Below are 24,689 nucleotides of genomic sequence, written 5' to 3' on the forward strand. Positions count from 1 at the left end.
TCCATTGGCGATGAAAGACGAAATGATTGCAATGATTCTGGCAGGTGGTCAGGGTTCAAGGCTGGGAAAACTAACCCGTACGATTGCTAAGCCGGCAGTACCATTCGGTGGAAAATACCGGATTATTGACTTTTCACTCAGCAACTGTTCCAATTCGGGAATTCGGACGGTCGGTGTGGTTACCCAGTATCAGCCACTTGAGTTAAACGATCATATCGGCAATGGTTCACACTGGGGGCTTGACCGCAGAGATGGTGGTGTGACCATCCTGCAGCCTCATTCCAGTCTGGACGGAGAAAAATGGTTTCAGGGGACAGCACATGCCATCTACCAGAATATTTCATATATCGACAGTCACCAGCCCACCTATCTTCTGATCCTTTCAGGTGATCATATTTATAAGATGGATTACGAACTGATGCTGAACTTTCATAAAAACAAGAAAGCGACGGCAACAGTAGCTGTGATCAGGGTCCCTGCGGAAGACGCGACGCGCTTTGGTATCATGAATACGGATAATACGGACAGAATTATTGATTTCGATGAGAAACCAGAAAAGCCGAAAAGTAATCTTGCATCGATGGGGATTTATATTTTCAACTGGGAGGTTCTGCGCCGCTACCTGATGGAAAGTCACGCAACAGGACAAAACATGAATGATTTTGCAAAAAACGTCATTCCTTCTTTCCTGGCAAACGGGGAAAATGTTTTCGCCTACTCGTTTGAAGGCTACTGGAAAGACGTTGGAACAGTTGACAGTCTCTGGGATGCAAATATGGCTTTCATTAATCCGGAACATGAACTGAATATCCGTGATAAATCATGGCGCATCTATTCGAAGAATCCTCTTGCCCCGCCGCACTATCTGACCAGAGATTCCAAAGTGCGGGAATCTCTGATCGTTGATGGATGCTATGTTGCCGGTGAGGTGCAGCATTCTATCATATCTCAGAATGTGAAAATCGGAGCGAACAGTATCATCAGGGATTCAATCATTATGGCCAATTCGGTGATTGGAAAAAATGTAACAATTGACCATGCGATAGTCGGTGAGCACGCTGTATTTGCTGATAACGCTCAGTTAATCAGTGATGGTGGCATTGAGGTTGTCGGTTATAACGAAGTTGTGGGGGGCCTTTCTGATGAGGAAGAATAGAATCTGCGGCATTATCAATCTGACTGAATCAAGAGAAACGATGTATCCGCTGACCCGGACACGTCCGGTCGCCAGTCTTCCGTTCTGCAGCAGATACCGGCTGATTGACTTTCCCCTGTCCAATATGACGACGGCCGGAATAGAATCGGTTGGAATTTTTCTGAACGACAGCCAGCGCTCTGTATACGACCATGTACGCAGCGGGAAAGAATGGGGGCTCGACAGCATTCACGGCGGGTTGTTCTTTTTTTCATCCATTTCAGCCCGAAAAGGTTCCGGACTTTCGCTAAGCGCAGGTGGTGACATCTTCAATTACTTTAGAAACATTGAATTTATTGAAAAATCAGGTGCAGAATATGCTGTAGTTATGGGCACAGGGACGATGTGCAATATTGATGTGCAGGCGATCCTGAGAAATCATATCGCACAGGGAGCAGATATGACCGTCGTTTATCAATCCGTAAACCAGGATACTGACCTTGATCAATATATGTCCTGTCTGACGATTGGTGAAGACGGCCTGGTCAGGAAACTGAAATCCTGCACATTGCGTGGCAGCGAAGAAAAGCTGCTGGTTAATATGGAGATTTATCTGCTGAAAAGCTCCCTGCTCATGCGTCTGATTCGAAATGCTGTTGCTGAAAATGAATATTGTAATTTAAGCGATGTACTGCATCAGGCGATGATCAGACTGCCGACCAACGGGTTTGAGTATACGGGTTATCTGAAAATCATCAATTCTATTAAGAGCTTTTATGATGCAAATATGGATATGCTTCGGGATGCTAATCTGACAGCACTGTTGAAGGGAAGTCAGCCAATTCATACGAAAGTGAAGAATGAGGCACCGACTTACTATGCAGAAAGTTGTGAAGCCAGTGATTCATTAATCGCTAATGGATGTATGGTGAAAGGGGATATTTATCATTCTGTCATATTCCGTAACGTGTCCATAGAAAAAAACGCCTTAGTTGAAAACTCTGTGATTATGCAGGGCAGTTATATTGGTCCTGGTGCAGAACTTCGAAATGTGATTCTCGATAAACAGGTCCGAATTGAGCCCAATACAAAACTGATCGGTACAACTGATGAACCCGTTGTTATTGAAAAGAATTCTGTAATCAGCCGCATCATGGAAGAAAAAGAACACATGCAGAGTCACCTGTCTACTGCTCAAAGCCATAATTCTTCTTTTTTTTCCTAAATACCTGCCAGGCTTAACAAATTGGTATGGCATGGATGTACCCTCAGGAAACCATTCAAAATGGCATCCGGCTTTCGTTCACATATAAAAAGGACAGAACAGCATACTATAAATGCCCGCAGAACGGGTTAAGATACACCTGTAAACTATCTTAAGGAAAAAATGCATCGTATCAGCCAGCACCAGACCCGGCTGGATCATTTACCTTCCAAGGACGGGAAATAAATATGGACCTATCAAAAAGAAAATTCAAGGAAGATTTCAAGCGAACGCTGACGGATCTCTATTCGATGGATATAAATGATTCATCTGTGACCGAACAGTATTTTGCACTCGGCAATCTCATCCGCGCCTATTGTTCAAGAAACTGGAATAAAACAAATCAAAAATACCTCGATAAGGAACAAAAGCAAATTTACTATTTTTCGATGGAATTTTTACTTGGACGGATGTTAAAAAGCAATCTTCTGAATCTGGGCATTCTCCAGACCGTTCGATCTGGTCTGGAAGAACTCGGTCTTAATCTGGAAAAGATTGCGCAGACCGAACCCGATCCCGGTCTTGGAAATGGCGGACTCGGTAGACTTGCCGCCTGTTTTATTGACTCTATCGCAACATGCGGAATCCCGGGTCATGGAAATGGGATCCGTTTCAAATACGGCCTCTTTAAGCAGAAATTTATCAATGGCTACCAGGTGGAACTTCCGGAAAACTGGCTGCAGAATGGAAATGTCTGGGAAACACGTCGACTGAATATGGCTGTGACGGTCAGCTTCTATGGACACGTCTGGATGGAAGAGACCCGCAGTGGCTATCTGATCCCGCACTATGAACACGATCAGCGTGTCCTTGCGGTTCCGTATGATATACCCGTGATTGGGTACGACAATGACACAGTGAATACGCTGAGGCTCTGGTCAGCTGAGATGCCGCCTCAGGATGAGAGCAGTGATTACTGGTCTTACCTGAATCAGCAGGAACGGATTGAAAGTATCTCCGAAGTCCTTTATCCCGATGACTCCAACTATGAAGGGCGTTTATTACGACTGAAACAGGAATACTTCTTTGTTTCCGCAGGTGTTCAGAGTATTGTCCGGCATTATCAGAAGATGGGTTTAACGATGAATCATCTTGCTGAGAAGGCAGGGATTCATATTAATGATACACACCCTGCACTATGTGTTCCGGAACTCATGCGGATTCTCCTCGATGATGAGAAGATGGACTGGGAACATGCCTGGAACATAACAATCCATGTTATGAGCTATACGAATCACACGATTATGTCAGAAGCGCTTGAGAAGTGGCCGGTTGATATGATCAAAACGTTAATCCCGAGAGTTTATCAGATTATAGAGGAAATCGATCGCCGTTATGTTCAGAAGATGCTTACCCTCTATGACCGGGATCTCGTCGAACGTACGCGGATTATTGAGGGTCATCATGTGAAAATGGCCAATCTGGCGATCATCGGCAGCCATAGCATTAATGGTGTAGCTAAAATGCATACAGCAATACTTAAAGAAAAAGTCCTGCATGATTTCTTTATCATCTATCCTTCACGATTCAACAATAAGACGAATGGGATCACGCAGCGGCGATGGCTGATGCTGGCAAACGAACCACTCAGTAAACTGATCAGCAGAAAGATAGGCAGCGACTGGGAGAAAATACCCACAGAGCTGAAAATGCTGAAGGCTTACCGGAATGATGAGATGACCCTCCAGGAGCTGGCGCATATTAAACGGATCAATAAGAAGAGATTCGCCGATTATATCCTGGAAACCATGAAGATCAAAATCAGCCCGGATGCCATTTTTGATGTACAAATTAAAAGGTTGCATGCGTATAAAAGGCAATTGCTGAATTTAATGCACATCCTCTATTTGTACTTTCAGCTGAAAGATAACCCGAAAGCCGATATCTATCCAAGGGTCTTTATATTTGGAGCAAAAGCGGCACCGAGTTACACCTATGCAAAAGAAATTATCAAACTAATTAATTCTGCAGCTGATCTGATCAACAATGACCTGGCAATCAACGGAAAACTAAAAATTGTCTTTGTAGAAAACTATGGTGTGTCGCTTGCCGAACGGATCATCCCCGCGTCTGACGTCAGCGAGCAGATCTCTCTTGCTTCAAAGGAAGCATCGGGAACAAGCAACATGAAACTGATGCTTAACGGGGCCGTAACTCTGGCCACACTGGATGGAGCAAATGTGGAGATACGGGATCGTGTAGGTCCGGATAACATTGTTATTTTTGGCCTGACCGAGCAGGAAGTTTTTCAATACTATGCGGACGGATCCTATCATTCGTCGCATTATTATGAAAAAAATCCAGCCATCCGACGAATTCTGAACGCCCTGACAGATGGTACCATTCCTGGAATCCGCCAGGAGGGACAGGATATATTTGATTCACTGGTGAAGTATGGAGATGAATTTTTTGTATTAAGGGATTTTGATTCTTATGTGCATGCTCAGAAAAAAATTGATCGCCTGTACCGTGACCCGCTTACATGGCAGAGAATGGCTCTGATCAATATTGCCGGAGCCGGCGTCTTTTCGTCAGATTATACGGTTCGTCAGTATGCCAGCGACATCTGGGATGTTTAGCTGTTTGACTTTTCAAAACAGTATGATGGGAAGAAAGCAGGATCCGGATGATGACGGGGAGTGGGATGACAGTTGGATTCACGTCGTATTTATTTTAATTCCTGGTCGGAAACATACCGAAAACCGTTTGGAACAGTTCAAATCGGACAGTTTGTTCATTTTGCCATTGATGTGCCCCTGGCTGAAGTAGAGCATGTCTTTCTGGTGATTAAGAAGGATGGGCTTGATTTTCAGCATGTAGAAATGAAGCTGGATTCTGAAAACCCCTTCCGATTTAAGATATCATTTTCTACCAACGCACCAGCTGGTCTCTATTTTTACCATTTCCAAATAGAGTACAGGGATGAAAAGGGAACCCGTAAAACTGTGTATTACGCAAAATCTGCTGACAACTTCGGCGGCGAAGGACGGGAACTGGATGATCCATCTGCCCTTCAGCAGTATCAGCTGACGACCTGTTCCCGCTATGATCCTGCACCGGAATGGTATACACACGGGGTTATCTATCATATTTTCGTTGACCGCTTTAATAACGGGAATAGCCATCACAGAATTGATCATCCGAAGAAAAATTCCTTTATTTATGCAACAGAAGAAGATTCGCCTTATTATATCCGAAACAGCAAGGGGGAAATTGTGCGCTGGGATTTTTTTGGCGGGAATCTGTCGGGCATCATAGATAAGCTTCATACATTGCGCACACTCGGGATTACCATCCTTTATTTAAGTCCTGTTTTTGAGGCAAGCAGTAATCATAAATACAATACCGGGGATTTTCGGAAAATTGATCCGATGTTCGGTTCGGAGAAAATATTTGAAAAACTTGTTGCGAAAGCCGGCAGGATGGGGATACACATTATACTGGATGGCGTATTCAACCATGTCGGTGCGGACAGTGTGTATTTCAACAAATTTGGTCATTATGGAGCAGGCGGAGCTTATCGTGATCGCAGCTCCCCTTATTATGGCTGGTTTACATTTCTTCACTATCCTGATCGTTATGAAAGCTGGTGGAATATCGATGATCTTCCATCCATTGACCATAATAACGAAAGTTTCCGTCAATTTATTTATAAGTCTGATGAAAGTGTCATTGATCGCTGGACGAGAATCGGTATAGGCGGCTGGCGGCTTGATGTTGCAGACGAATTGCCCGATGATTTTATAACCGGGATACGACATGCACTGGATCAATATAACAGACCCGGAGAAGAGAAGGTGCTTATCGGTGAAGTCTGGGAGGATGCATCAAATAAACTGGCCTATGGCAAAAGACGGCATTATCTGGAAGGTGGTGCACTGCATGGCGTAATGAATTATCCTTTTCGTACGCTGATTATTGATCTTCTCCTTGGCAGGATCACTGCCCGTCATGCTGCCAGAGCAAGTTTTACTTTAAAATCAAACTATCCGCGTGCTGCGTTTTTCTCCAATATGAACAATATCGATACTCATGATACGGAACGGATCCTGACTGTACTTGATGGCAAGAAACAGAAACTGAAGATCGCAGTCTGGATGCTTATGACTCTTCCTGGAGTGCCGTGCATTTACTATGGAGATGAAGCCGGACTCACGGGTGGAAAAGATCCGGACAATCGACGTTTCTTCCCCTGGGGACGTGAAAACAAAGAAATAGAAGCTTTCTTTCGAGCTGCAATACGGGCACGCAGGACAGATGAAAATCTGCAAACCGGAGATTATTTTCCCTTTTCTGCCGGAAATCTGTTTGGATTCATCAGGGCCAGGAGTAGATTTACCTATACCGTTTTGATTTTCAATCCTGCTGAAGAGGTCCAGATGTTTTCTCTGGATAAAGTGCATGATGAGACAGGCGGTGATCGAATCAGACAAATGATCGGGTATCTTTTTAAGAGCCCGTTTGATCTGCTCCCGTTGCAATTTGTCAAAAAAGAGGCAAAGAACGTTAAACCGTCAAAAAAGTAAGTGCTCCTATTTCTGAATCTGTATGCTCATAATTGCTTCATGATCCTGTTGCAGGGGGAAAAGACAAGCTGATGTATTCATCTCGTGTAAAATTTTTCAATATTTATTGAAATTGGCACTCTTTTTTGTGCTATGATTAAGATACACAAAAAAACAGAGCTGTACTGTACAAGAGACCCGTGCAGGGGAGGACCGGATAGGGGTTCTCTTACCGGCAAAAAGCCGGAACAGTATCTGTGATATACCAAAATCCAGGAGGAGTTTACATGTCAGAATCTTATGTGTATTATCAGGGGAAGATTGTCAAAGAAGACGATGTTAAAATCAGCGTCCGCAGTAAGGCATTTAACTATGGACTGGGTGTTTTTGAAGGCATCCGCGCATACTGGGATGACAAAAGCGAACAGCTTTATGGATTTAAGCTCAGGGAACATTATGAGAGACTGAAACAATCTGCCAAAACGGTTAACCTGAATTTCGATCTGACTGTTGATGATCTGATCAAAGGAACCGTGGAACTTCTGAAAGCAAATAACTGTCGCACGACTACATATGTCCGCCCGATTGTATACAATGACGCACAGGATATTGGACCCACTCTTGACGGTAAAGATGTCAAGGTTGTGATCTATACCCAGCCATTAAATAAGTATGCCGGCAAGCCGGAGCTGAGTGTTGGCGTTACCTCATGGAAAAGGATCTCCAATAACCAGCTCCCACCGCGTACCAAAGCTACCGCAGCTTATATGAACTCTGCACTGGCTGCACTTGAAACAAAAAGCGCCGGATTCGATGAAGCGATCTTCCTGACGAATGGCGACCATGTCTGTGAGGGATCCGGTGAAAATATCTTCATCTTTCGGAAGGGTAAACTGGTTACACCACCACCTGCAGACAATATCCTTGAAGGAATCACCCGTGATCTTGTTATGAAACTGGCTAAGGAAGAACTCGGGCTTGAAGTTGATGAACGGAGTATCTCCAGATCTGAGCTGTATGTTGCAGATGAAGTCTTCTTCAGCGGTACTGCCATGGAGGTCACACCGATTGTTGAAGTCGATCACCGAACGATCGGAACAGGCCATGAAGGTGATGTCTGCAAAAAGATTAAAGAGTTATTCTTTGGCCTGACAACAGGAAATAACCCAAAATACGCTGAATCATGCACACCTGTTTACGATAAATAATTCGTTTATATTTGTTTAGCATTAATGGAGCCGAAGCGACTGATCAATCGCTTCGGCTTTTTTTTCGCACAAAAGTTCATCATGATATAGATTTTAAATTATGGTGTAAACGTAACTCTGGCTCAACTGGTACTGACTGAGCCAGCTTTTCCTGATATCTTTATTTTGCCTGGGTAATCCGTTCTTTCAACAGGATGAAAAACAGGATCAGGCCGCCTGACAGAATAATATGCCCCATACCGGCAATGCCGGCGATAGCCGGACCGGATAGACCTCCTGCGGCAGTGATCGTGCCATGAACAGCAAGGAGTGCCACTGTCCATATGACGCCAATATTATAGATCCAGTAAAATGCAGTGAACAGTTTACTCTTTGATAAACAAAATTGCTTCTCAAGCAAAATAAGGATCAGGAAGAAAAACATCCCGAGAACCAGAAGATGCGTATGCAGGACTGACAGCATGGTTTTACCTGTAAATCCGGTTATTTTTGTCACTTCACGATAATATATGCCGGCTATGAGTCCCGCAATCATATAACCAAGTGCAGTATAATAGAGCCTTTTCATCATATTCCTCCAGGTGATATGTATTTTCGACCTGTTTTATTATAGCCTGAAATTCTCGCATGGGAAAAGAAAACGTATCCGGTGGAGGTAACGATGCCCGGGTTAAAGTTAAAGCGCCCCTGAACAGTGGCTATTCTGCTATTCTATGCATTGAGTCTTATGATACACTAATAATGACAAAATGCAGGATTGGAAAGCGAGGAAAAATATGACACTGACGGTTCATCAACTGACGAAACAGTTCCAGACGTTTACCGCCGTAAATAAACTGACCTTCGAAGCGGAAAGTGGTAAAATTTTCGGATTAATCGGACAAAACGGGGCAGGAAAAACAACGACATTCCGGATGATCCTCGGCCTGCTGACTCCAACATCGGGGACAATCAAATGGAATGGTCAGTCTGTTCATGCCCTGAACAGGAATATCATAGGTTATCTGCCTGAAGAACGGGGCTTATATCCAAAAATGCCGGTAGAAGACCAGCTGATGTTTTTTGGCAGGTTACGCGGGAAGGATAAGTCGACACTAAAAGATGAAATTGCCTATTGGCTGGATCGTTTTGACCTGACAGATAAGCGAAAGGCCGCAACTGAAACATTGTCCAAGGGAAATCAGCAAAAAGTCCAGCTGATCGGAAGCCTGATTCATAAACCGTCTCTCCTTATACTGGATGAGCCATTCAGCGGGCTTGATCCGGTCAATGCAGGTTTGTTAAAGTCGGCCATCATCGATGCGAAAAATGAAGGGGCAACGATCATTTTTTCAAGCCACCGTATGGATCATGTGGAAGAGCTGTGTGACCATATCTGTCTTCTGAAGCACGGTGTTTCCCTTTTCAGCGGCCCGCTTCGAGAGTTGAAGGCACAGTTTGGAAAAATAAACCTGACCCTGCGCGGGCCATTTACCGCCGAGCAACTATCCGTATTACCGGGTGTCCTGTCTGTATCCCGGGAGCAAGACATGTTCCGCCTGCTTCTTTCAGGGGAAGAGAACGCACCGGAGATCTTTCGACAGGTGACAAAAGATGGCTTTATTGAGAAGTTCAGCCTTGATTATCTGTCCCTTGAGGAAATTTTTACACGGAAGGTGGGTGACCCCCATGAATAAATTCCTTGTTCTTTTTTCACAATCCTACCTGAGTAAACTGAAGGCAAAATCTTTTCTAATCACGACACTGATCATGCTGCTTGCCATTTTTGCCGCATTCATGTGGCCAACAATCAGCAGCTGGTTATCTTCCAATAACAAAGCTGTCAAAATTGTAATTGTCGATCAGACCCGTTTGAACACGGCTGCATTTTTCAAAAGTGATAATCATTTGAAATTCAAAAACTTTACGGGTACGCTGGATCAGGCAGATCAAAGTGTGAAAAAGAAAAAAGCGGACGGGGTGCTTCTGCTGGATCAGAATGCATCCGGTCAGCTTACAGCACAAATCCGTACTGCGGATACAGCCCTTGAGCTTAATTATCAGCAACAACTCGATCATTATGTTCAAAATGTCAATCAATTGTTTACCATCAAACAGATGAACCTGACCAATGAGCAGGCCCAGCGCATTCTTTCCTCCCACCTGACACTCGATCAGCACACGATGAACACGCAGCAGGAAGGAAAGTCTGCAGACAGCAAGACGAAGGCTACGCTGATCTCATATGGCATTGCATTCTTAATATATCTGTTTGTTCTGTCCTATCTTTCAATGATTTCTTCTGAGATTGCGGCAGAAAAAGACACAAGGATTATGGAAATCATCATATCAAGTTCATCCCCTCTCATACATTTACTCTCAAGAGTTACAGGAATTCTTTCCCTGGCATTTACCCAGATCATCGTGCTGGCCGGTGCTGCCCTGATCATGGCAAAAACGATGAACCACGGGGAATACTGGAACAGTGTGCAATCCTTTTTTTCTACTGTTTCAGCTGCCTATTTCATCTATGCGATCCTGTTCTTCGTGCTTGCCTGCATCCTTTACACCCTCATTGGGGCCGTACTGGGCTCCCTTGTCAATAAAGTACAGGATGTAGGTCAGGCCATCATGCCGGTCACTTTCGCATTAATGATTGGTTTTTTTATCGCGATCAGCGGGATGAACAACCCGGATACACTCCTGATAAAAGTCAGTTCGTACATTCCGTTTATTTCATCGATGATTATGCCGATGCGGATCGGCGCAACGGACATGGGGCTTTGGGAGGCAGCGGTCTCATTGATCCTCCTGGCGGCAACGATCATTTGGCTGTTCCTGTTCAGCCTGCGCTTTTATAAGGGTTCTGTGCTGACCTACACCTCAGGCTCGTTTCTTAAAAAGATGAAACAGGCACTTTCACTTTCCAAATAATTTTGCAATCAGGGTGGAAAACCGGACAGGTTTCCCGCTCTTTTAAGACTTTAGGAAGGATTAAATTTTTATGGGGAAAGGCTGCAGAAAAAAATAAGCCTTCCGGCGGCGCCTGCGACTTGCCAGCCGGCAGGTTTTTCTTCATTTTACTTATTCTTAATGGAAACATTAGGGGTGTTCGTTTGCCGGCTAATGAAACCATATTTGGACAGAAAACGTAATAAGTGTTAAAGTTACGAAGTATAGACTGAGGTCGATAACATATGATCACAAGGACATGAAGCCTTGACGCTTTCAGATACAGTTTGGATCGACAGAAGGGGAGAACATGAATGAAACTGGCAATTGACGCAATGGGCGGAGATAACGCACCCGGAGCGATTGTTGAAGGGACAGTTCGGGCAGCAGAAGCTTTTCCTGATCTGGAATTTATACTGGTAGGTGACCGGGCCAGAATTGAACCTCTTCTCAGCGAACATCGTCATATTGACATTCTTCATACAACAGAAAAAATCGAAGGGACGGATGCTCCGGTAAAGGCTGTACGCAGCAAAAAGCAGGCATCAATGGTTCTTGCCGTGCAGGAAGTCAGAGAAAAGCGTTGCGCAGCCGCCATTTCAGCAGGGAATACAGGCGCACTTATGGCTTCAGGACTGTTCGGTGTAGGACGTATCAAAGGAATTGACCGCCCGGCACTGGCACCGACTCTTCCGACGATTCACGAGAACAAAGGATTTCTCTTTCTGGATGTTGGGGCTAATGCGGAAACAAAACCGGAAAATATGTTGCAATATGCCTTGATGGGGTCGATTTATGCGGAAAAAATTATGCATCGTTCGAATCCGCGAATTGGTCTTCTGAACATCGGTGAAGAACCGGGAAAGGGCAATGAGCTGACCAAAAAAGCTTATCAGTTATTAAGCGAAGCACCTGTCAATTTTATCGGCAACGTGGAGTCACGGGAACTTCTGCAGGGACCCGCAGATGTGATCGTTGCCGACGGCTTTTCCGGCAATCTGGTTCTGAAAAGCATTGAGGGTACAGCGATGTCTCTGATCAACTTACTGAAAGAAACACTTGGCGGATCACTTTACACGAAGGTATTAACCGGACTGATGTATGGAAAACTGAAGTCAATCAAAAATCGTATGGATTACTCAGCTTATGGTGGCGCGCTGCTCTTCGGACTGTCGGCTCCTGTCATTAAAGTCCACGGTGCAGCAAAAAGTGAAGCGGTATTTACTGCGATTAAACAGGCTAAACTGCTTGTTGAAGAAGATGTTGTAGGAATCATTGAAGAGACGATCCATGATAAGGATCACACCTGGCTGAACAGTAAGGTTTAATATTTATCTGTAAAACGGCTCCCCGGAATAAACCGGAGAGCCGTTTGCGTCACGTGATAAATTCATTCCCATAAATAAGGAGTTGTCTGATAGACATAATAATTCAACCAGTTTGAGAAAAAGAGATGGGCGTGGGCACGCCAGGTATTTAACGGTTGACGGGATGGATCATCATTCGGAAAATAATGTTGCGGCAATTTCGGATTCAGCCCTCTCTTCCGGTCCCGTTTATATTCCATTGCAAGCGTGTCCGTCTCATATTCCAGATGCCCTGTAATCATGATTTGTCTGCCACCGTCTCCCATCAGAATTAAAGCACCGGCTTCTTCAGAGGATGAAAGCACTCTGACTTCAGGATGTGCCTTCAGGTCAGACAGATTCAGACCGGTATAACGGGAGTGAGGGGCATTGTATACCTGATCAAATCCGCGGAGCAGCTTTTCGTACCTGTCATTTACAGTATGCCTGTAAATACCGCTCAGTTTTTCGGGAAGAAGCACCTTATGAATACCATAATGATAATAAAGGGCGGCCTGTGCACCCCAGCAAATATTTAAGGTAGATGTGACATGGGTGTCAGACCAGTCCATAATTTCTTTCAGTTCATCCCAGTAATCGACTTCCGAAAAGGGCAGCTTTTCGACGGGAGCTCCGGTAATAATCAGTCCATCAAATTTTCTGTTCTTCACTTTGCTGAAAACCGTGTAAAACTGATCAAGATGCAAATGGCTGGTATGTTTTGATTCGTGTGTGGCCGTCCGCATAAATGTAATATTAACCTGCAATGGCGTATTACCGAGAAGTCTGAGTAATTGTGCTTCTTCACGCTGTTTTTCAGGCATTAAATTCAGGATCAGTATATTTAAAGGACGGATGTCCTGAGTAACCGCACGATCTTCATCCATGATAAAGATATTTTCATTTTCAAGGATTGTTCTTGCCGGCAGCATCTTCGGGATTTTAATAGGCACAATAATCAGTTCTCCTCATGGTTAACTTGGTATTATGTTTATTATATTATTTTTGCTTTCGGGTATCCAGCAATAATCAATAATCTATCATAAAAATAACAAAGTTTATCCTCAAATAATTCAGCGGGAATTCTGAAATATATCAACCGGTGTGCACCTTATATCAGCCGTGGCCAGGAATTCAGCCAGTTACCACTGGTTATCAGCCGACTCCCTGGATAATTCAGCGGGAATCTCGGATAAATCAGCCGGTATGCACTTTATTTCAGCCGGGGAGTGGAATTCAGCCAAATGCCACGAGTTATCAGCCGATTCCCCGGATAATTCAGCGGGGCTCCCGGATATATCAGCCGGATTACGCCTTATTTCAGCCGGGGCCAGGAATTCAGCCAGTTACACAGTTTTATTTTTATTGATTTTCTGAAATTATTCAGATTAAAGATAGAATATCCAGAAAATTCTATGTCAGAATATCTAACATAAATGATGACTATGAGGCTATAAATAATTATTATGGTTGTTAAGAGTTGTTAGAAATCATAGATAAAAAGAGGCTTTACCAGATGGTTATTAAGGGGGTGAATGTACATAGAAATATCAGATAATTAATATTATTTAATGTTTTATAAAAAGAGGAGGGACAACATGAAACTAAAGAGAATTATTCCACTTTTGGCAGTATTGTCACTAATTGTCGGGCTGCTCTCTGCCTGTGGCGGTTCCGGTTCCGGAAGCTCCGGAAAAACAGTTATTAAGATTGCATCACAGTCACCTCTTTCAGGACCGAGTGCAACGCTCGGTGAAGCGATTAAGAATGGTGCACAGCTGGCCATTGATGATCAGAAGAAGGCATTCGCCGATAAGGGGTTTGATCTTCAGCTGGCGCAATATGATGACCAGGCAGACCCTAAGAAGGGCGTTGCCAATGCCCAGCTGATTACATCCGACAAATCGATTCTTGCCGTTGTCGGACATCTGAACTCCGGTGTGGCTATTCCTTCTTCTGAGGTTTATGAAAAAAATAATCTGGCCATGGTCTCCCCGGGAACCACAGCAACGATCGTTACTGACCGTAAACTGAAAACTGTAAACCGTATCTGTGCCCGTGACGATTTTCAGGGTCCTGCCGGTGCAAACTATGCGGTAAATACACTGAAGGCTAAAAAGATCTTTGTCATACAGGACAAGACAGCTTATGGTTCAGGACTGGCAAAGGAATTCCGAAAACAGGCTGAAAAGCTCGGTGCCCAAATTGTAGGTTATGAAGGTATTACCCCTGGTGAAAAGGACTTTAACGGTGTAATCGGGCAGGCTGTATCCAAAAAACCTGATCTGATTTACTTCGGTGGTGTCTATTCTGAAGGCGGTCTGATTGTCAAGCAGGCACGTGAAAAAGGACTGGATATCCCGATTATGGGCGGTGACGGTATGGACTCTTCATCAACCGTTCAGATAGCCGGTGAAGCCGTTAAGGGTGTCTATCTGACCTCTGTTGCCGGAGACGTAACAAAGACAGATGAGGGCCAGAAATTTGCTGAGAAATACAAGGACAAATTTAAAAAGGATATTGAATCCTACTCAGCATACGGTTACGATTCTGCTGCTGTTATCCTTCAGGGCCTGATGGACGCGATTAAAGCGAATGACGGTAAACTCCCTACCCGTGCAGATGTTACTAAAGCCATTCGCGGTGTCAAAAATTATGACGGCGTAACGACGAAAGTTACATTTGATGAGAAGGGTGATAACAAGTACGCTAAAGTGTATATTTATAACTTTGAAGAACAGAAATATCCACCGGTTCAGAAGGCTGAAATCGGTCAGTAAAAACAACTCTTGCACACACGAATGTAAATAGACTTTATTCCAAAAGGGTATGGGACTTTTAAACTATACCCTTTTAGGATTTTATGGAGTTATTTTCAGCTCCGGCAAATCATTTTTTATAACTGTATTGGGAAAGTGGTGAGAAGATGTTTGCACATATTATTGCAAATTTACCTCAGGTGCTTATTGATGGATTAACTCTTGGTGTTGTGTATGCAGTTGTCGCAATAGGCTACACCATGGTTTATGGTATTCTGGAGCTGATTAACTTTGCTCATGGTGATGTATTTATGACCGGTGCCTTTATTGGTGCAGTGATCCTCTTCCTGCTTACAGGAATCGGATTTGTCGCTTCAGTACCCGCGCTGGTTGTTTTCGCTATTGTAATAGTCATATCGGCGATTGCAACAGGAATGCTCGGAGTAGGAATTGAGCGGGTTGCATACAGGCCACTCAGGAGGAAGAATGCACCGAAACTGATTGCGCTTATCACATCAATTGGTATTTCCTTTGTTCTTGAAGATGTTGTACGCTTTATTGCAGAACTGAATACCGGGAACTATATTGTGACTACACCTCCTATGTTTGATCATAAATTTACGCTTCCTGTTCAAAATGTGATCCCATTTCTAAATAATGCAACGTTCCAGAGTTCATTTCTCCTGGTTGTCATCTGTACCCTTATTATGCTGATATCTCTTGATCTGTTTGTCAACAAAACCAAATGGGGTATGGCCATGCGTGCGGTGGCACAGGACAGAGATACAGCATCTCTGATGTCTATCAATGTGAATCGTGTGATATCTGTTACATTTTTTATCGGCTCAGCCCTAGGAGGAGCGACAGGGGTCCTGTTTATGATTCAGTATGGAACGATTGACCCCTATATCGGTTTTATTCTTGGCATAAAAGCCTTTACAGCAGCAGTACTCGGAGGTATTGGAAATATCAGGGGTGCCATGCTTGGAGGCATTGTCCTGGGATTACTTGAAATGTTTGCGGCTGCGAACCTTTCCATCATCACTAATGGTGCGATGGGTGCTGAATATAAAGATGTTTTCGCATTCATCATTCTGATACTTGTCCTTATATTTAAACCCGAAGGCTTGTTTGGTAAAGCCGTCGTCGAGAAAGTGTAGGTGGTAAAAATGAATGCACTTCTTGGTAAATTAGCTCAGAACAAAAAGGGCCAGATCATTCTGTTTGCTATTTATGTTCTGGCAACAAGTGGCGGTCTCATTCTTCTGAGAGATTCGGTCATTGCATTTCTTCTCCTTCTGTTTTCCATTCTTATTCTGTATTATCTTAAACTGGGGATCAGAACGAAGTGGATCATTGGGCTGATTATTATCGGTTTCCTTGTACCGTTTTCAGCAAGTCAGGGGGATTCCTACCAGTCTTTCATGGAAGTCGGTACACTTGTCGGTATTTATGTCGCTATGGCACTCGGCCTGAACATTGTTGTTGGTTTCGCCGGGCTGCTTGATCTGGGCTTCATTGCCTTCTTCGCAGTTGGTGCTTATACATACGCCATCTTTGCCACAGATCAGGCGTCTCAGTTCATGCCGTTCGGGAATTATCCCCTCCCCGGTGGCTCATTCTGGGTGTTTATTATCATCGGCGCATGCGTTGCAGCCATTTTCGGTATCCTGCTTGGCGTCCCTGTACTGAGAGTCCGGGGGGATTATCTGGCGATTGTGACGCTGGGATTTGGGGAGATTATCCGGATTTTGCTGAACAATATGGATAAACCAGTGAACATAACAAATGGATCAATGGGAATCGCTTCGATTACGCCACCGAATTTTTTCGGTATCTCCATTGGCACTTCAAGTCAGTTTTACTATATTGTGCTGGGAATCTTTCTTGTGGTCATTTACACCGTACGTAAGCTTGAAAATTCTAAACTTGGCAGGGCATGGAAAGCGGTGAGAGATAACGAAATTGCTGCTCAGTCCAGTGGAATACCTCTGGTCAAAACGAAACTGGCTGCTTTCGCTATAGGTGCCTCTTTTTCCGGGATGATGGGCGTTGTCTTCTCGGCCAAGCAAATGTTTGTCGATGCTACCAGTTTCACTTACCTCGAATCTACCATGGTTCTTGTTATGGTCGTACTCGGTGGTATGGGCAGTGTACCCGGCGTAATTCTGGGAGCCGCGATTGTGATCATACTGAGGACACAGGTCCTGACGGAAATATCAAACTGGCTGACACAGCTTGGTACTTCCGGAATCATCAATATTCCGCCTGCTCTGTCTCCGGCGAAGATGCAGCTTCTGATTTTCGGATTATTGCTGATTATTTTTGCTTTATATCGTCCACAGGGATTGATCCCGCATAAAAACCGTCCTGTGGATCAGAAAAAAATCCAGAAACTTGCTGAAAAAGAACCCTCACTCAGTCGCAATCCGGCTGATAAATCTATTGGTACTGAAGAAGCAGAACCCGGAGGTGCCGAAACATGAATATCATGGAAGTTAAAGATCTCACCAAACAGTTTGGCGGGCTGACCGCGACAGATCATATTTCGATGAATATCGAAAAAAATTCTATTACAGCCGTTATCGGACCAAATGGTGCAGGAAAAACAACATTTTTCAATATGGTCACAGGTGTGTATAAACCGACAAGTGGTGACATCCTGCTGGATGGAAAATCAATTGTAGGGTATAAACCGCATAAAGTCTCCCATTTTGGTATTGCGCGAACTTTTCAGAATATCCGGCTTTTTGACGACATGACCGTGCTTGAAAATGTTCTCGTCGGTATGCATCAGCGCCTGAAGGCCCACTGGGTGGGGACGCTCCTCCAGCTTCCAAATATCAGAAAGGAAGAAATGCTGGCAAAGGTAAAAGCCTATAAACTTCTTGAATATGTCGGACTTTCTGATCAGTTAAACGAAAATGCGAGTAACCTAGCCTATGGACAGCAAAGGCGTCTGGAAATCGCCCGTGCCATTGCATCAAAACCGAAATTACTTTTATTGGATGAGCCGGCCGCCGGAATGAACCCCAAAGAAACAAAGAGACTGACTCAACTGATCCATGATATGAGTAAACGTCTCGATTTAACGATCATCCTTATTGAACATGACATGAAACTGGTTATGGAAATATCCGATTATATTTACGTTCTGGATCACGGTCAGTTGATTGCTGAAGGAAAACCAGATGACATTCGGAAAAATGACAGAGTGATTGAGGCATATCTGGGTACGGGAGCGGTGAAAAATGGCTGAATTGAACGTTTCACATTATTTGGATGTCAGAGGAATCGAGAGTTATTACGGTAAAATCAAAGCGCTAAACGGGATTGATCTGCATATCGAACAGGGGGAAATTGTCACTCTGATCGGGAGTAACGGCGCCGGTAAATCAACCACATTGAAGTCAATCAGTGGACAGGTCAGACCAAAGGAAGGATCAATCCTTTTCGAGGGGAAGGACATTACGAAAAATGAACCACATAAAACGGCATTACTGGGGATCGCCCAGGTGCCGGAAGGGCGCAGAATTTTCCCAAGACTTACAGTCAGAGAAAATCTGCAAGTCGGTGCTTTTTCAGTCAAAGATAAAAAAATCGTGGCTCAGCGTATGGAAACCGTTTTTGGCTATTTTCCCCGTCTGAAAGAACGACTTTCTCAGGTGAGCGGAACAATGAGCGGCGGCGAGCAGCAAATGCTGGCGATGGGACGTGCGCTGATGATGAAGCCAAAACTTCTGATGCTTGATGAGCCGTCAATGGGCCTGTCACCAAATTTCGTTGAGCAGATTTTCAATATCATTCTCGATATGAAGGAAGTAGGGATGACCATCCTGCTGGTCGAACAGAATGCTTATCAGGCGCTGCAGATCGCTGATCGCGGATACGTGATCCAGACCGGACAGATCGTCATGGAAGGCAGAGGTAAAGAACTGATGGTGAATGATATGATCAGAGAAGCCTATCTGGCCTGATTTTACTCAGGCAGAAAATGATTTACAGACAGAGGAAAGCCTGAAATAACAGGCTTTCCTCTTATTCATAACACGTTTTATTTGTCGACCAAAGGCGTGCCACGTATAATATGGATATCTTACTTTTAAAGGATCTGATTGAAAAATGGGATGGCTGAGCAGATTAACAGGTGGACGCTTTTTCCCTTTTCGAAAAAAATGTGCACTTTGCCATCGAACAGTTCCGGGAATGAGAAAGTACATGAACGATCAGGGCGAGACGATTTATATCTGCCCCTCCTGCAGTGAATATGCAGAAAGGCGGGCTTTCAGAAAACTGTAATTTCCAAAGGGTCGTAAAAATGGTCCTGACGAATTGAAGGAGTGGATGACATGACCACATTAAGCCGACAAATCTATCCTGCTGAAAGTGCGGATATCAAACACTATATTTCAGGACAGAAAAAAAGAAATGATCATTATCTCCATGCCGTCATTCATCTTGACGCGCACATTGATGAGGACCTTCTGAAAAAAGCGGTTGATGTGACAATGGATGCTGTTCCTCTGCTTGGCTGCCGTTTTGTCGAAACCCCCGAAAAGGCTTATTGGATCCCGGCAGGATGGACAGCCGATGATATGGTTCAACTTGTCCGGACAGATCATGTAAAAACAACAGTTTATCAACATCTGATCATCAAACCGGATGAAAAAAAGGGACCACAGATGAGACTGACGATTGTCAGGGGAGAGGCAACAGACGCATTGGCGATTGTTTTGAATCACATGATTTGTGATGGTGGAGGCATTCGGGATTATCTGTATTTACTCTGTGATTGTTACAACAGACTTGTCGAAAAACCGGATGAAGAAATAAAAAACCTTCCTGATCCGGCAAGGCGGAGTATCAGGCAGGTATTTGATCAGATGAGTGCATCACAGATGAATCAGATAAAGCATGCAGAACTTCAAAATTATCCTCAGACCGAAAAGGATTATTTGCCACTTCAGGGGGATGAGAGAACACCCTTCATTATGACGCACAAGGTCTCCGCAGACCGTTTCGATAAAATAAAAAGTTTTGCAAAGTCAGAGGGGGCAACCATTAATGACGCGCTTTTTGCCGCATATATCTGTGCACTGTCCCAGGATCTGAGAACAGATATGATCGTGGTGGACTGTCCGGTTAATCTCCGCGCTTTTCTGCCAAAGGACTATCAGCCCGGCCTCTGTAATCTGACATCTAATATCGTCTGTGCCGTACCCTCCCGTGCCGGTGAATCATTTGATAAGGCACTGTCTGAAGTTAAGCAGGTGATGTCCATTCAAAAGGGGAACCTTGAACCCCTGAGGGTATACTGGGAGCTTGAGAATGCCTATCAGACACTGCCTCTGCATCAGGCGAAAGAACGATTTCCTGAAATTTACAACATACCTAAAAATGGCATGACCAATATCGGTGTTCTGGATGATTCGAAGCTGGTTTTCGGTGATGTGAGATCAGTGGATGCCAGTATATCGGGATCAATCAAATATGCACCTTACTTTCAGGTTGCCATCACAACATTCCGGAAAGAAATGACGTTCAGTACAAATTTCCATGGAACCAGCGAAGATTACAAGTGGCTGGATCACTTTGTTCATCGCATGATCAGTTATTTACCTGAATAATATCAATAAGTGAGGTCGAAAAAATCAGACCTCACTTATTTACTCTTATAATAGGTTTCCAGAGCCTGTTTGCTGATTGTTATCTGATCTCCTGGTGCCGTATTTGAACCTGATTCATCCTGAAGTTCAGCAATCTGGCTGCTAATCATTTTAAGGCGCATATGAGTTCGAAAAATGGTGTCACGTTCTGAGAGAGATAAATGATCTGAGGTGGTCAGCTGATCCAGACTGCTGAGCAGTGCGAGCTTCTCCTGACGCAAAGCATGAAGTTGACTGTAGGTGTTTTTCAGGGTGTATCCGGTTGTTATTACTGAATGGACAAGTGGAAGTTGCATGTTATTCAGCCTCTTATCTGTTTGTTATCCCTATTATAATACTCTGGAACATCCGGAAAAGAGGAAAACAGCATGAATTTTTCATCAGAATATAGCCATTACGTATCAATCAGCCAGGACTAACGGCCTATTGCATACAAAGTGAATCAACCTGATCTGGTTATTCACTGACTGATGGTGCTCCACTGAGTTCTTTTTTCACAATAATATTCAGATTACGGTCAAAATCATACATGACGGGAACGCCGGTGGGGACATCAACATGGACGATGTCTTTATCTGATATCTTTTCAATGTATTTAACCAGCGCGCGCAGTGTATTTCGATGAGAGACAATCAGCACATTTTCTCCGGCGATCAGATGTGGTGCGATATGATCTGTCCAGAAGGGGAGTACCCGATAAAGAGTCGTCTTTAAACTTTCTCCGGCGGGCAGAAAACGCGGATCAACTTCGGCATATCTTCTGTCATGTACCGGATGACGTGGATCATCCATGCTGAGAAGCGGCGGCAAAGCATCATAGCCCTTTCTCCAGTGACTGACCTTTTCCTTACCCATACGATCTGCCGTTTCCGCTTTATTCAACCGTTGCAGAGCGCCATAGCTGCGTTCGTTTAACCGCCACGTTTTATAAACGGGCAGCCAGTTCTGGTCCATTTCATTTAAGATATAGTTCATCGATTGGATCGCGCGTTTAAGGACGGAGGTAAAAACAACATCGAAAGGGATATCTGTTTCACTGATCAGCCTGCCTGCGGTTTTGGCTTCATCAATGCCATGGTCAGTAAGCGGAACATCTTCCCATCCGGAAAAAAGGTTTAATTTATTATATTTACTTTCACCATGTCTGACAATCACGAGCTTCATTGTATGACCCCCAGTATTTCTCATATCATGCGTTTCATACTGTACGTTATTTCATGCATTCCAGTATACTGCATTGAAAGATAATTTCCAATGATTGAGGTCATGATGAAATAAAATTACTCTCCGGAGTATAAAAAAGAAGCCCCTGCGGCTTCCCTGACTTCTTAATTCATTCGTTTAACTATTTCTTTCCCTTTTCGTTCTTCATAAGTTAATGCCTTCTCCAGTTCATCTGCCGGAAGATCATTTTTTCTGCCGAATTTTTCATTCGCTGTTTCGTAAAGTTCATAAGGGAAAAGCATATCGGTGAACATAATCTTTTTTTGCGCTTCAGTAAGCTTTGTTACCTTCTCATAAGAATCAATCATCCTGCTGAACAGGTCATCATTCCATTCACCCTGATCCCCCATCAGCGGAATGATTGTCTTTCGTAAATCGCGGATGGGCAGGTCAAAGGTTGTCGTATCCAGATCAATGATCCATGTCTCCTGGTCTGATAAAAGTGTGTTTCCTGTTCCATAGTCCTGATGGCACAGGCGCGGGTTTTCCAGACTTTCAGTAACCCATTCTGTATAACCTGAATCCAGAAGCTTATTTAGCGTTTGACGCCCGAAAGCAATATGATGGTCGATTTCTGATAAGTACAATTGAGAGAAGGGATCATCTGGCAGTTCAGCAGCAATCTTCTTCCAGGATTCCATCTGCTGGCATCGCTTAATGTAATGGTTCGGCCATTGTCCGAGTTTGGAAAACACCGGAATGCTTTCCGGTGGAATATATCCTTCTGAGTCGACGTGATATTGTGCAAGCCCCCTCATGATCCAGGCAAGATCTTCAGATACCGTTAAATCAAATGGCCTTCCGACAATCCAGTTGTACACCACAAATAAAAAAGGTCCTTGTCTGGTATATAGGTGTCCGCGCTTATTTGGAATAATGCCGGGAACACGTGAGCCTTTTTTGGCCAGATAATCCTGTGCATAAATGGAGAATAGAGCCTTTTTTTCCGGTCGATGAATCCGTTTCAGACAGAGGGGACCGCGATCGGTCATGATTTTCCAGACGAGTGCCATCTGTCCGCCCTGAATCAGTTCGATCTGACTGACTGATATATCCCAGTATTTCAGGATGGAAGAAGCCAGTCTGATCAGTTTCTCAACCATAACCGGATCGAGATTTTCTTCTTTCTTTTCCTCCGCTGTTTCTCCTTTTTTTTCAACGCCTGCAGGTTCTGTTTGCTTTCTGACTGCAGTTGCTTTTTCCTTTGTGTTACCTTCGGACATTACAGTAAGATCCATGCTTTTCAGTTCGATGTGTTTAAAAGTAAGCCGTGGTTCGTTCATCGGACGTCCTCCATTTCCGCTTCCATATACTTTCAGCTTATGGTGACCACGCCACATCTGCCATTCATTGGTCTGTCATATAGATAAATGGGTGAATAGACTGGTGAAACAGCCCTTTTTCCCCGTGAACCCGGGGAAGTCGCACAAGAACAGACGCCTTTCCGTATCATGACTTGTGAGGATAAAACCCAAAGACCGGAGCAAGGGGGAGTTTGATGAAAATTGCCATGATTGCCACGGAAAAATTACCTGTTCCTGCAATTCGGGGCGGAGCCATACAAATCTATCTGCAGTCTTCTGCCGAGATTATAGCGAAAAATCATGAGGTCACAATGATTTCCATACAGGATCCCGACCTCCCTGATGAGGAAACAATCAACGGTATCCATTATGTTCGTTTTCCCGCATCAAATTATCTGAACGCGCTGGTTGATCTGGTGAAGGAAAGCTCATTTGATATCATTCACCTGTGCAACCGGCCGGCCTGGGTTGCACAGGTGAAACAGGCGGCTCCTGTGAGCAAGATCGTACTTAGTGTCCATAATGAAATGTTTTCTAAGGGAAAACTGACTCAGGAACAGGGGAAACAGTGTATCAGCGATGTGTCGGCCGTCGTGACTGTCAGTGATTTTATTCGGAAGTCGATAACTGATCGATTCCCGGAAGCTGAGGAAAAAGCAATAACTGTATATTCCGGAGTGGATCTTGACGCGTACCATCCGGCCTGGACCGAAGAAGGCAGGAAAATTCGTGAGAACATGAGGAAGCGGGCGGGACTTGAGGGGAGAAAGATCATCCTGTTTGTCGGAAGACTGAGCAAGGTCAAGGGACCACATATCCTTCTTCAGGCCATCCCGGAAATCACAAAAAGACATCCGGATGCAATGCTGGTCTTCGTCGGTTCCAAATGGTTTGGTGATGATCAGGTGAACAATTACGTCAGGCATCTCTATACCCTGGGTGCGATGCATATCGATCATGTGACCTTTATTAAATTTGTCACGCCCCGGGATATACCCGGCTTTTACACGATGTCTGATATTTTTGTCTGCTGCTCACAGTGGCAGGAACCACTTGCACGAGTGCATTATGAAGCCATGGCAGCCGGCCTCCCGATTATTACTACAGATCGAGGCGGTAATGCTGAAGTGATCCGTGACGGTGAGAACGGACGGGTAATTACTCATTTTTCAGACCCTCTGCAATACGCAACGCGGATCAATGAGTTACTCGATGAAGATGAGAGGCGTAAAAGTATCGGGGAGCAGGGCAGAAGGATAGCCGAAGAAAGATTTGGCTGGGAAACCGTCGCCGGGAATCTGGTTCGTGTTTACGAAGGGGTTTAGTTGAAAAAATGACCTGAAAATG

20 protein-coding genes are annotated in these 24,689 nt (G+C 44.3%); 15 read left to right on the forward strand and 5 right to left on the reverse strand.

Going from position 1 to position 24,689, the window contains the following annotated elements:
* Positions 1-10: 10 nt before the first annotated feature.
* The 5 genes from EWH91_RS05225 (at position 11) to EWH91_RS05245 (ending at position 8,112) form a co-directional block, all read left to right on the forward strand.
* Complete coding sequence (locus EWH91_RS05225; protein ID WP_129929082.1) at positions 11-1,156, forward strand: glucose-1-phosphate adenylyltransferase; 1,146 nt, start codon at positions 11-13, stop codon at positions 1,154-1,156.
* Entirely contained in the window at positions 1,143-2,360 is a 1,218-nt protein-coding gene (glgD, locus tag EWH91_RS05230) for a glucose-1-phosphate adenylyltransferase subunit GlgD (protein ID WP_129928973.1), read from the forward strand. The genes EWH91_RS05225 and glgD overlap by 14 nt, the downstream gene beginning before the upstream one ends.
* 227 nt (positions 2,361-2,587) lie before the next feature.
* Entirely contained in the window at positions 2,588-4,978 is a 2,391-nt protein-coding gene (locus EWH91_RS05235; protein ID WP_129928974.1) for a glycogen/starch/alpha-glucan phosphorylase, read from the forward strand.
* A 72-nt stretch (positions 4,979-5,050) separates the two neighbouring features.
* Positions 5,051-6,925, forward strand: a complete 1,875-nt coding sequence (locus tag EWH91_RS05240; protein ID WP_129928975.1) for a glycoside hydrolase family 13 protein — start codon at positions 5,051-5,053, stop codon at positions 6,923-6,925.
* 266 nt (positions 6,926-7,191) lie between these two features.
* Entirely contained in the window at positions 7,192-8,112 is a 921-nt protein-coding gene (locus EWH91_RS05245; RefSeq protein WP_129928976.1) for a branched-chain amino acid transaminase, read from the forward strand.
* 160 nt (positions 8,113-8,272) lie between these two features.
* On the opposite strand, the gene EWH91_RS05250 is transcribed toward EWH91_RS05245, so the two are convergent.
* Positions 8,273-8,680, reverse strand: coding sequence for a DUF2871 domain-containing protein (locus tag EWH91_RS05250; RefSeq protein WP_129928977.1), 408 nt, complete (start codon positions 8,678-8,680; stop codon positions 8,273-8,275).
* A 208-nt stretch (positions 8,681-8,888) separates the two neighbouring features.
* On the opposite strand from EWH91_RS05250, the gene EWH91_RS05255 reads away from it, so the two are divergent.
* The 3 genes from EWH91_RS05255 to plsX all read left to right on the forward strand — a co-directional run bounded on the left by EWH91_RS05255 (position 8,889) and on the right by plsX (position 12,371).
* Positions 8,889-9,788 (forward strand): ABC transporter ATP-binding protein, encoded by a 900-nt coding sequence (locus tag EWH91_RS05255; protein ID WP_129928978.1) that lies wholly within the window; start codon positions 8,889-8,891, stop codon positions 9,786-9,788.
* Positions 9,781-11,025 carry an ABC transporter permease gene (locus EWH91_RS05260; protein ID WP_129928979.1) on the forward strand — a complete coding sequence of 415 codons (1,245 nt, stop codon included), beginning with the start codon at positions 9,781-9,783 and terminating at the stop codon, positions 11,023-11,025. Before EWH91_RS05255 ends, EWH91_RS05260 begins: the two co-directional genes overlap by 8 nt.
* 332 nt (positions 11,026-11,357) lie before the next feature.
* Positions 11,358-12,371, forward strand: coding sequence for a phosphate acyltransferase PlsX (gene plsX / locus EWH91_RS05265; RefSeq protein ID WP_129928980.1), 1,014 nt, complete (start codon positions 11,358-11,360; stop codon positions 12,369-12,371).
* Between the two features lie 62 nt (positions 12,372-12,433).
* On the opposite strand, the gene metA is transcribed toward plsX, so the two are convergent.
* Positions 12,434-13,342, reverse strand: a complete 909-nt coding sequence (gene metA, locus EWH91_RS05270; RefSeq protein ID WP_129928981.1) for a homoserine O-acetyltransferase MetA — start codon at positions 13,340-13,342, stop codon at positions 12,434-12,436.
* A 645-nt stretch (positions 13,343-13,987) separates the two neighbouring features.
* Between metA and EWH91_RS05275 the strand changes: the two genes are divergently transcribed.
* The 6 genes from EWH91_RS05275 to EWH91_RS05300 all read left to right on the forward strand — a co-directional run bounded on the left by EWH91_RS05275 (position 13,988) and on the right by EWH91_RS05300 (position 20,775).
* Positions 13,988-15,169, forward strand: coding sequence for a branched-chain amino acid ABC transporter substrate-binding protein (locus EWH91_RS05275; RefSeq protein ID WP_129928982.1), 1,182 nt, complete (start codon positions 13,988-13,990; stop codon positions 15,167-15,169).
* A gap of 146 nt (positions 15,170-15,315) precedes the next feature.
* Positions 15,316-16,308, forward strand: coding sequence for a branched-chain amino acid ABC transporter permease (locus EWH91_RS05280; RefSeq protein ID WP_129928983.1), 993 nt, complete (start codon positions 15,316-15,318; stop codon positions 16,306-16,308).
* Between the two features lie 9 nt (positions 16,309-16,317).
* Positions 16,318-17,634, forward strand: coding sequence for a branched-chain amino acid ABC transporter permease (locus EWH91_RS05285; protein WP_129928984.1), 1,317 nt, complete (start codon positions 16,318-16,320; stop codon positions 17,632-17,634).
* A complete protein-coding gene (locus EWH91_RS05290; RefSeq protein WP_129928985.1) occupies positions 17,631-18,407 on the forward strand; it encodes an ABC transporter ATP-binding protein in 777 nt (258 codons plus the stop codon). Before EWH91_RS05285 ends, EWH91_RS05290 begins: the two co-directional genes overlap by 4 nt.
* Positions 18,400-19,125: an ABC transporter ATP-binding protein gene (locus EWH91_RS05295; RefSeq protein ID WP_129928986.1), complete on the forward strand. Its 726-nt coding sequence runs from the start codon at positions 18,400-18,402 to the stop codon at positions 19,123-19,125. Before EWH91_RS05290 ends, EWH91_RS05295 begins: the two co-directional genes overlap by 8 nt.
* Positions 19,126-19,497: 372 nt before the next feature.
* A complete protein-coding gene (locus EWH91_RS05300) occupies positions 19,498-20,775 on the forward strand; it encodes a hypothetical protein (protein ID WP_129928987.1) in 1,278 nt (425 codons plus the stop codon).
* A 35-nt stretch (positions 20,776-20,810) separates the two neighbouring features.
* Here EWH91_RS05300 and EWH91_RS05305 read toward each other — a convergent pair whose 3' ends face one another.
* From EWH91_RS05305 to EWH91_RS05315, 3 genes are all read right to left on the reverse strand, one after another.
* Positions 20,811-21,110 (reverse strand): hypothetical protein, encoded by a 300-nt coding sequence (locus EWH91_RS05305; RefSeq protein WP_129928988.1) that lies wholly within the window; start codon positions 21,108-21,110, stop codon positions 20,811-20,813.
* A gap of 160 nt (positions 21,111-21,270) precedes the next feature.
* Positions 21,271-21,978, reverse strand: coding sequence for a 2,3-diphosphoglycerate-dependent phosphoglycerate mutase (gene gpmA / locus EWH91_RS05310; protein WP_129928989.1), 708 nt, complete (start codon positions 21,976-21,978; stop codon positions 21,271-21,273).
* Between the two features lie 164 nt (positions 21,979-22,142).
* Positions 22,143-23,141, reverse strand: a complete 999-nt coding sequence (locus EWH91_RS05315; RefSeq protein ID WP_206184293.1) for a spore coat kinase CotI — start codon at positions 23,139-23,141, stop codon at positions 22,143-22,145.
* Positions 23,142-23,536: 395 nt separating this feature from the next.
* Here EWH91_RS05315 and EWH91_RS05320 point away from each other — a divergent pair, with 395 nt between their 5' ends.
* Positions 23,537-24,667, forward strand: a complete 1,131-nt coding sequence (locus EWH91_RS05320; protein ID WP_129928990.1) for a glycosyltransferase family 4 protein — start codon at positions 23,537-23,539, stop codon at positions 24,665-24,667.
* Positions 24,668-24,689 lie beyond the last annotated feature (22 nt).

Origin of the sequence: Sporolactobacillus sp. THM19-2 (assembly GCF_004153195.1) — a bacterium.
Lineage (GTDB): Bacteria > Bacillota > Bacilli > Bacillales > Sporolactobacillaceae > Sporolactobacillus.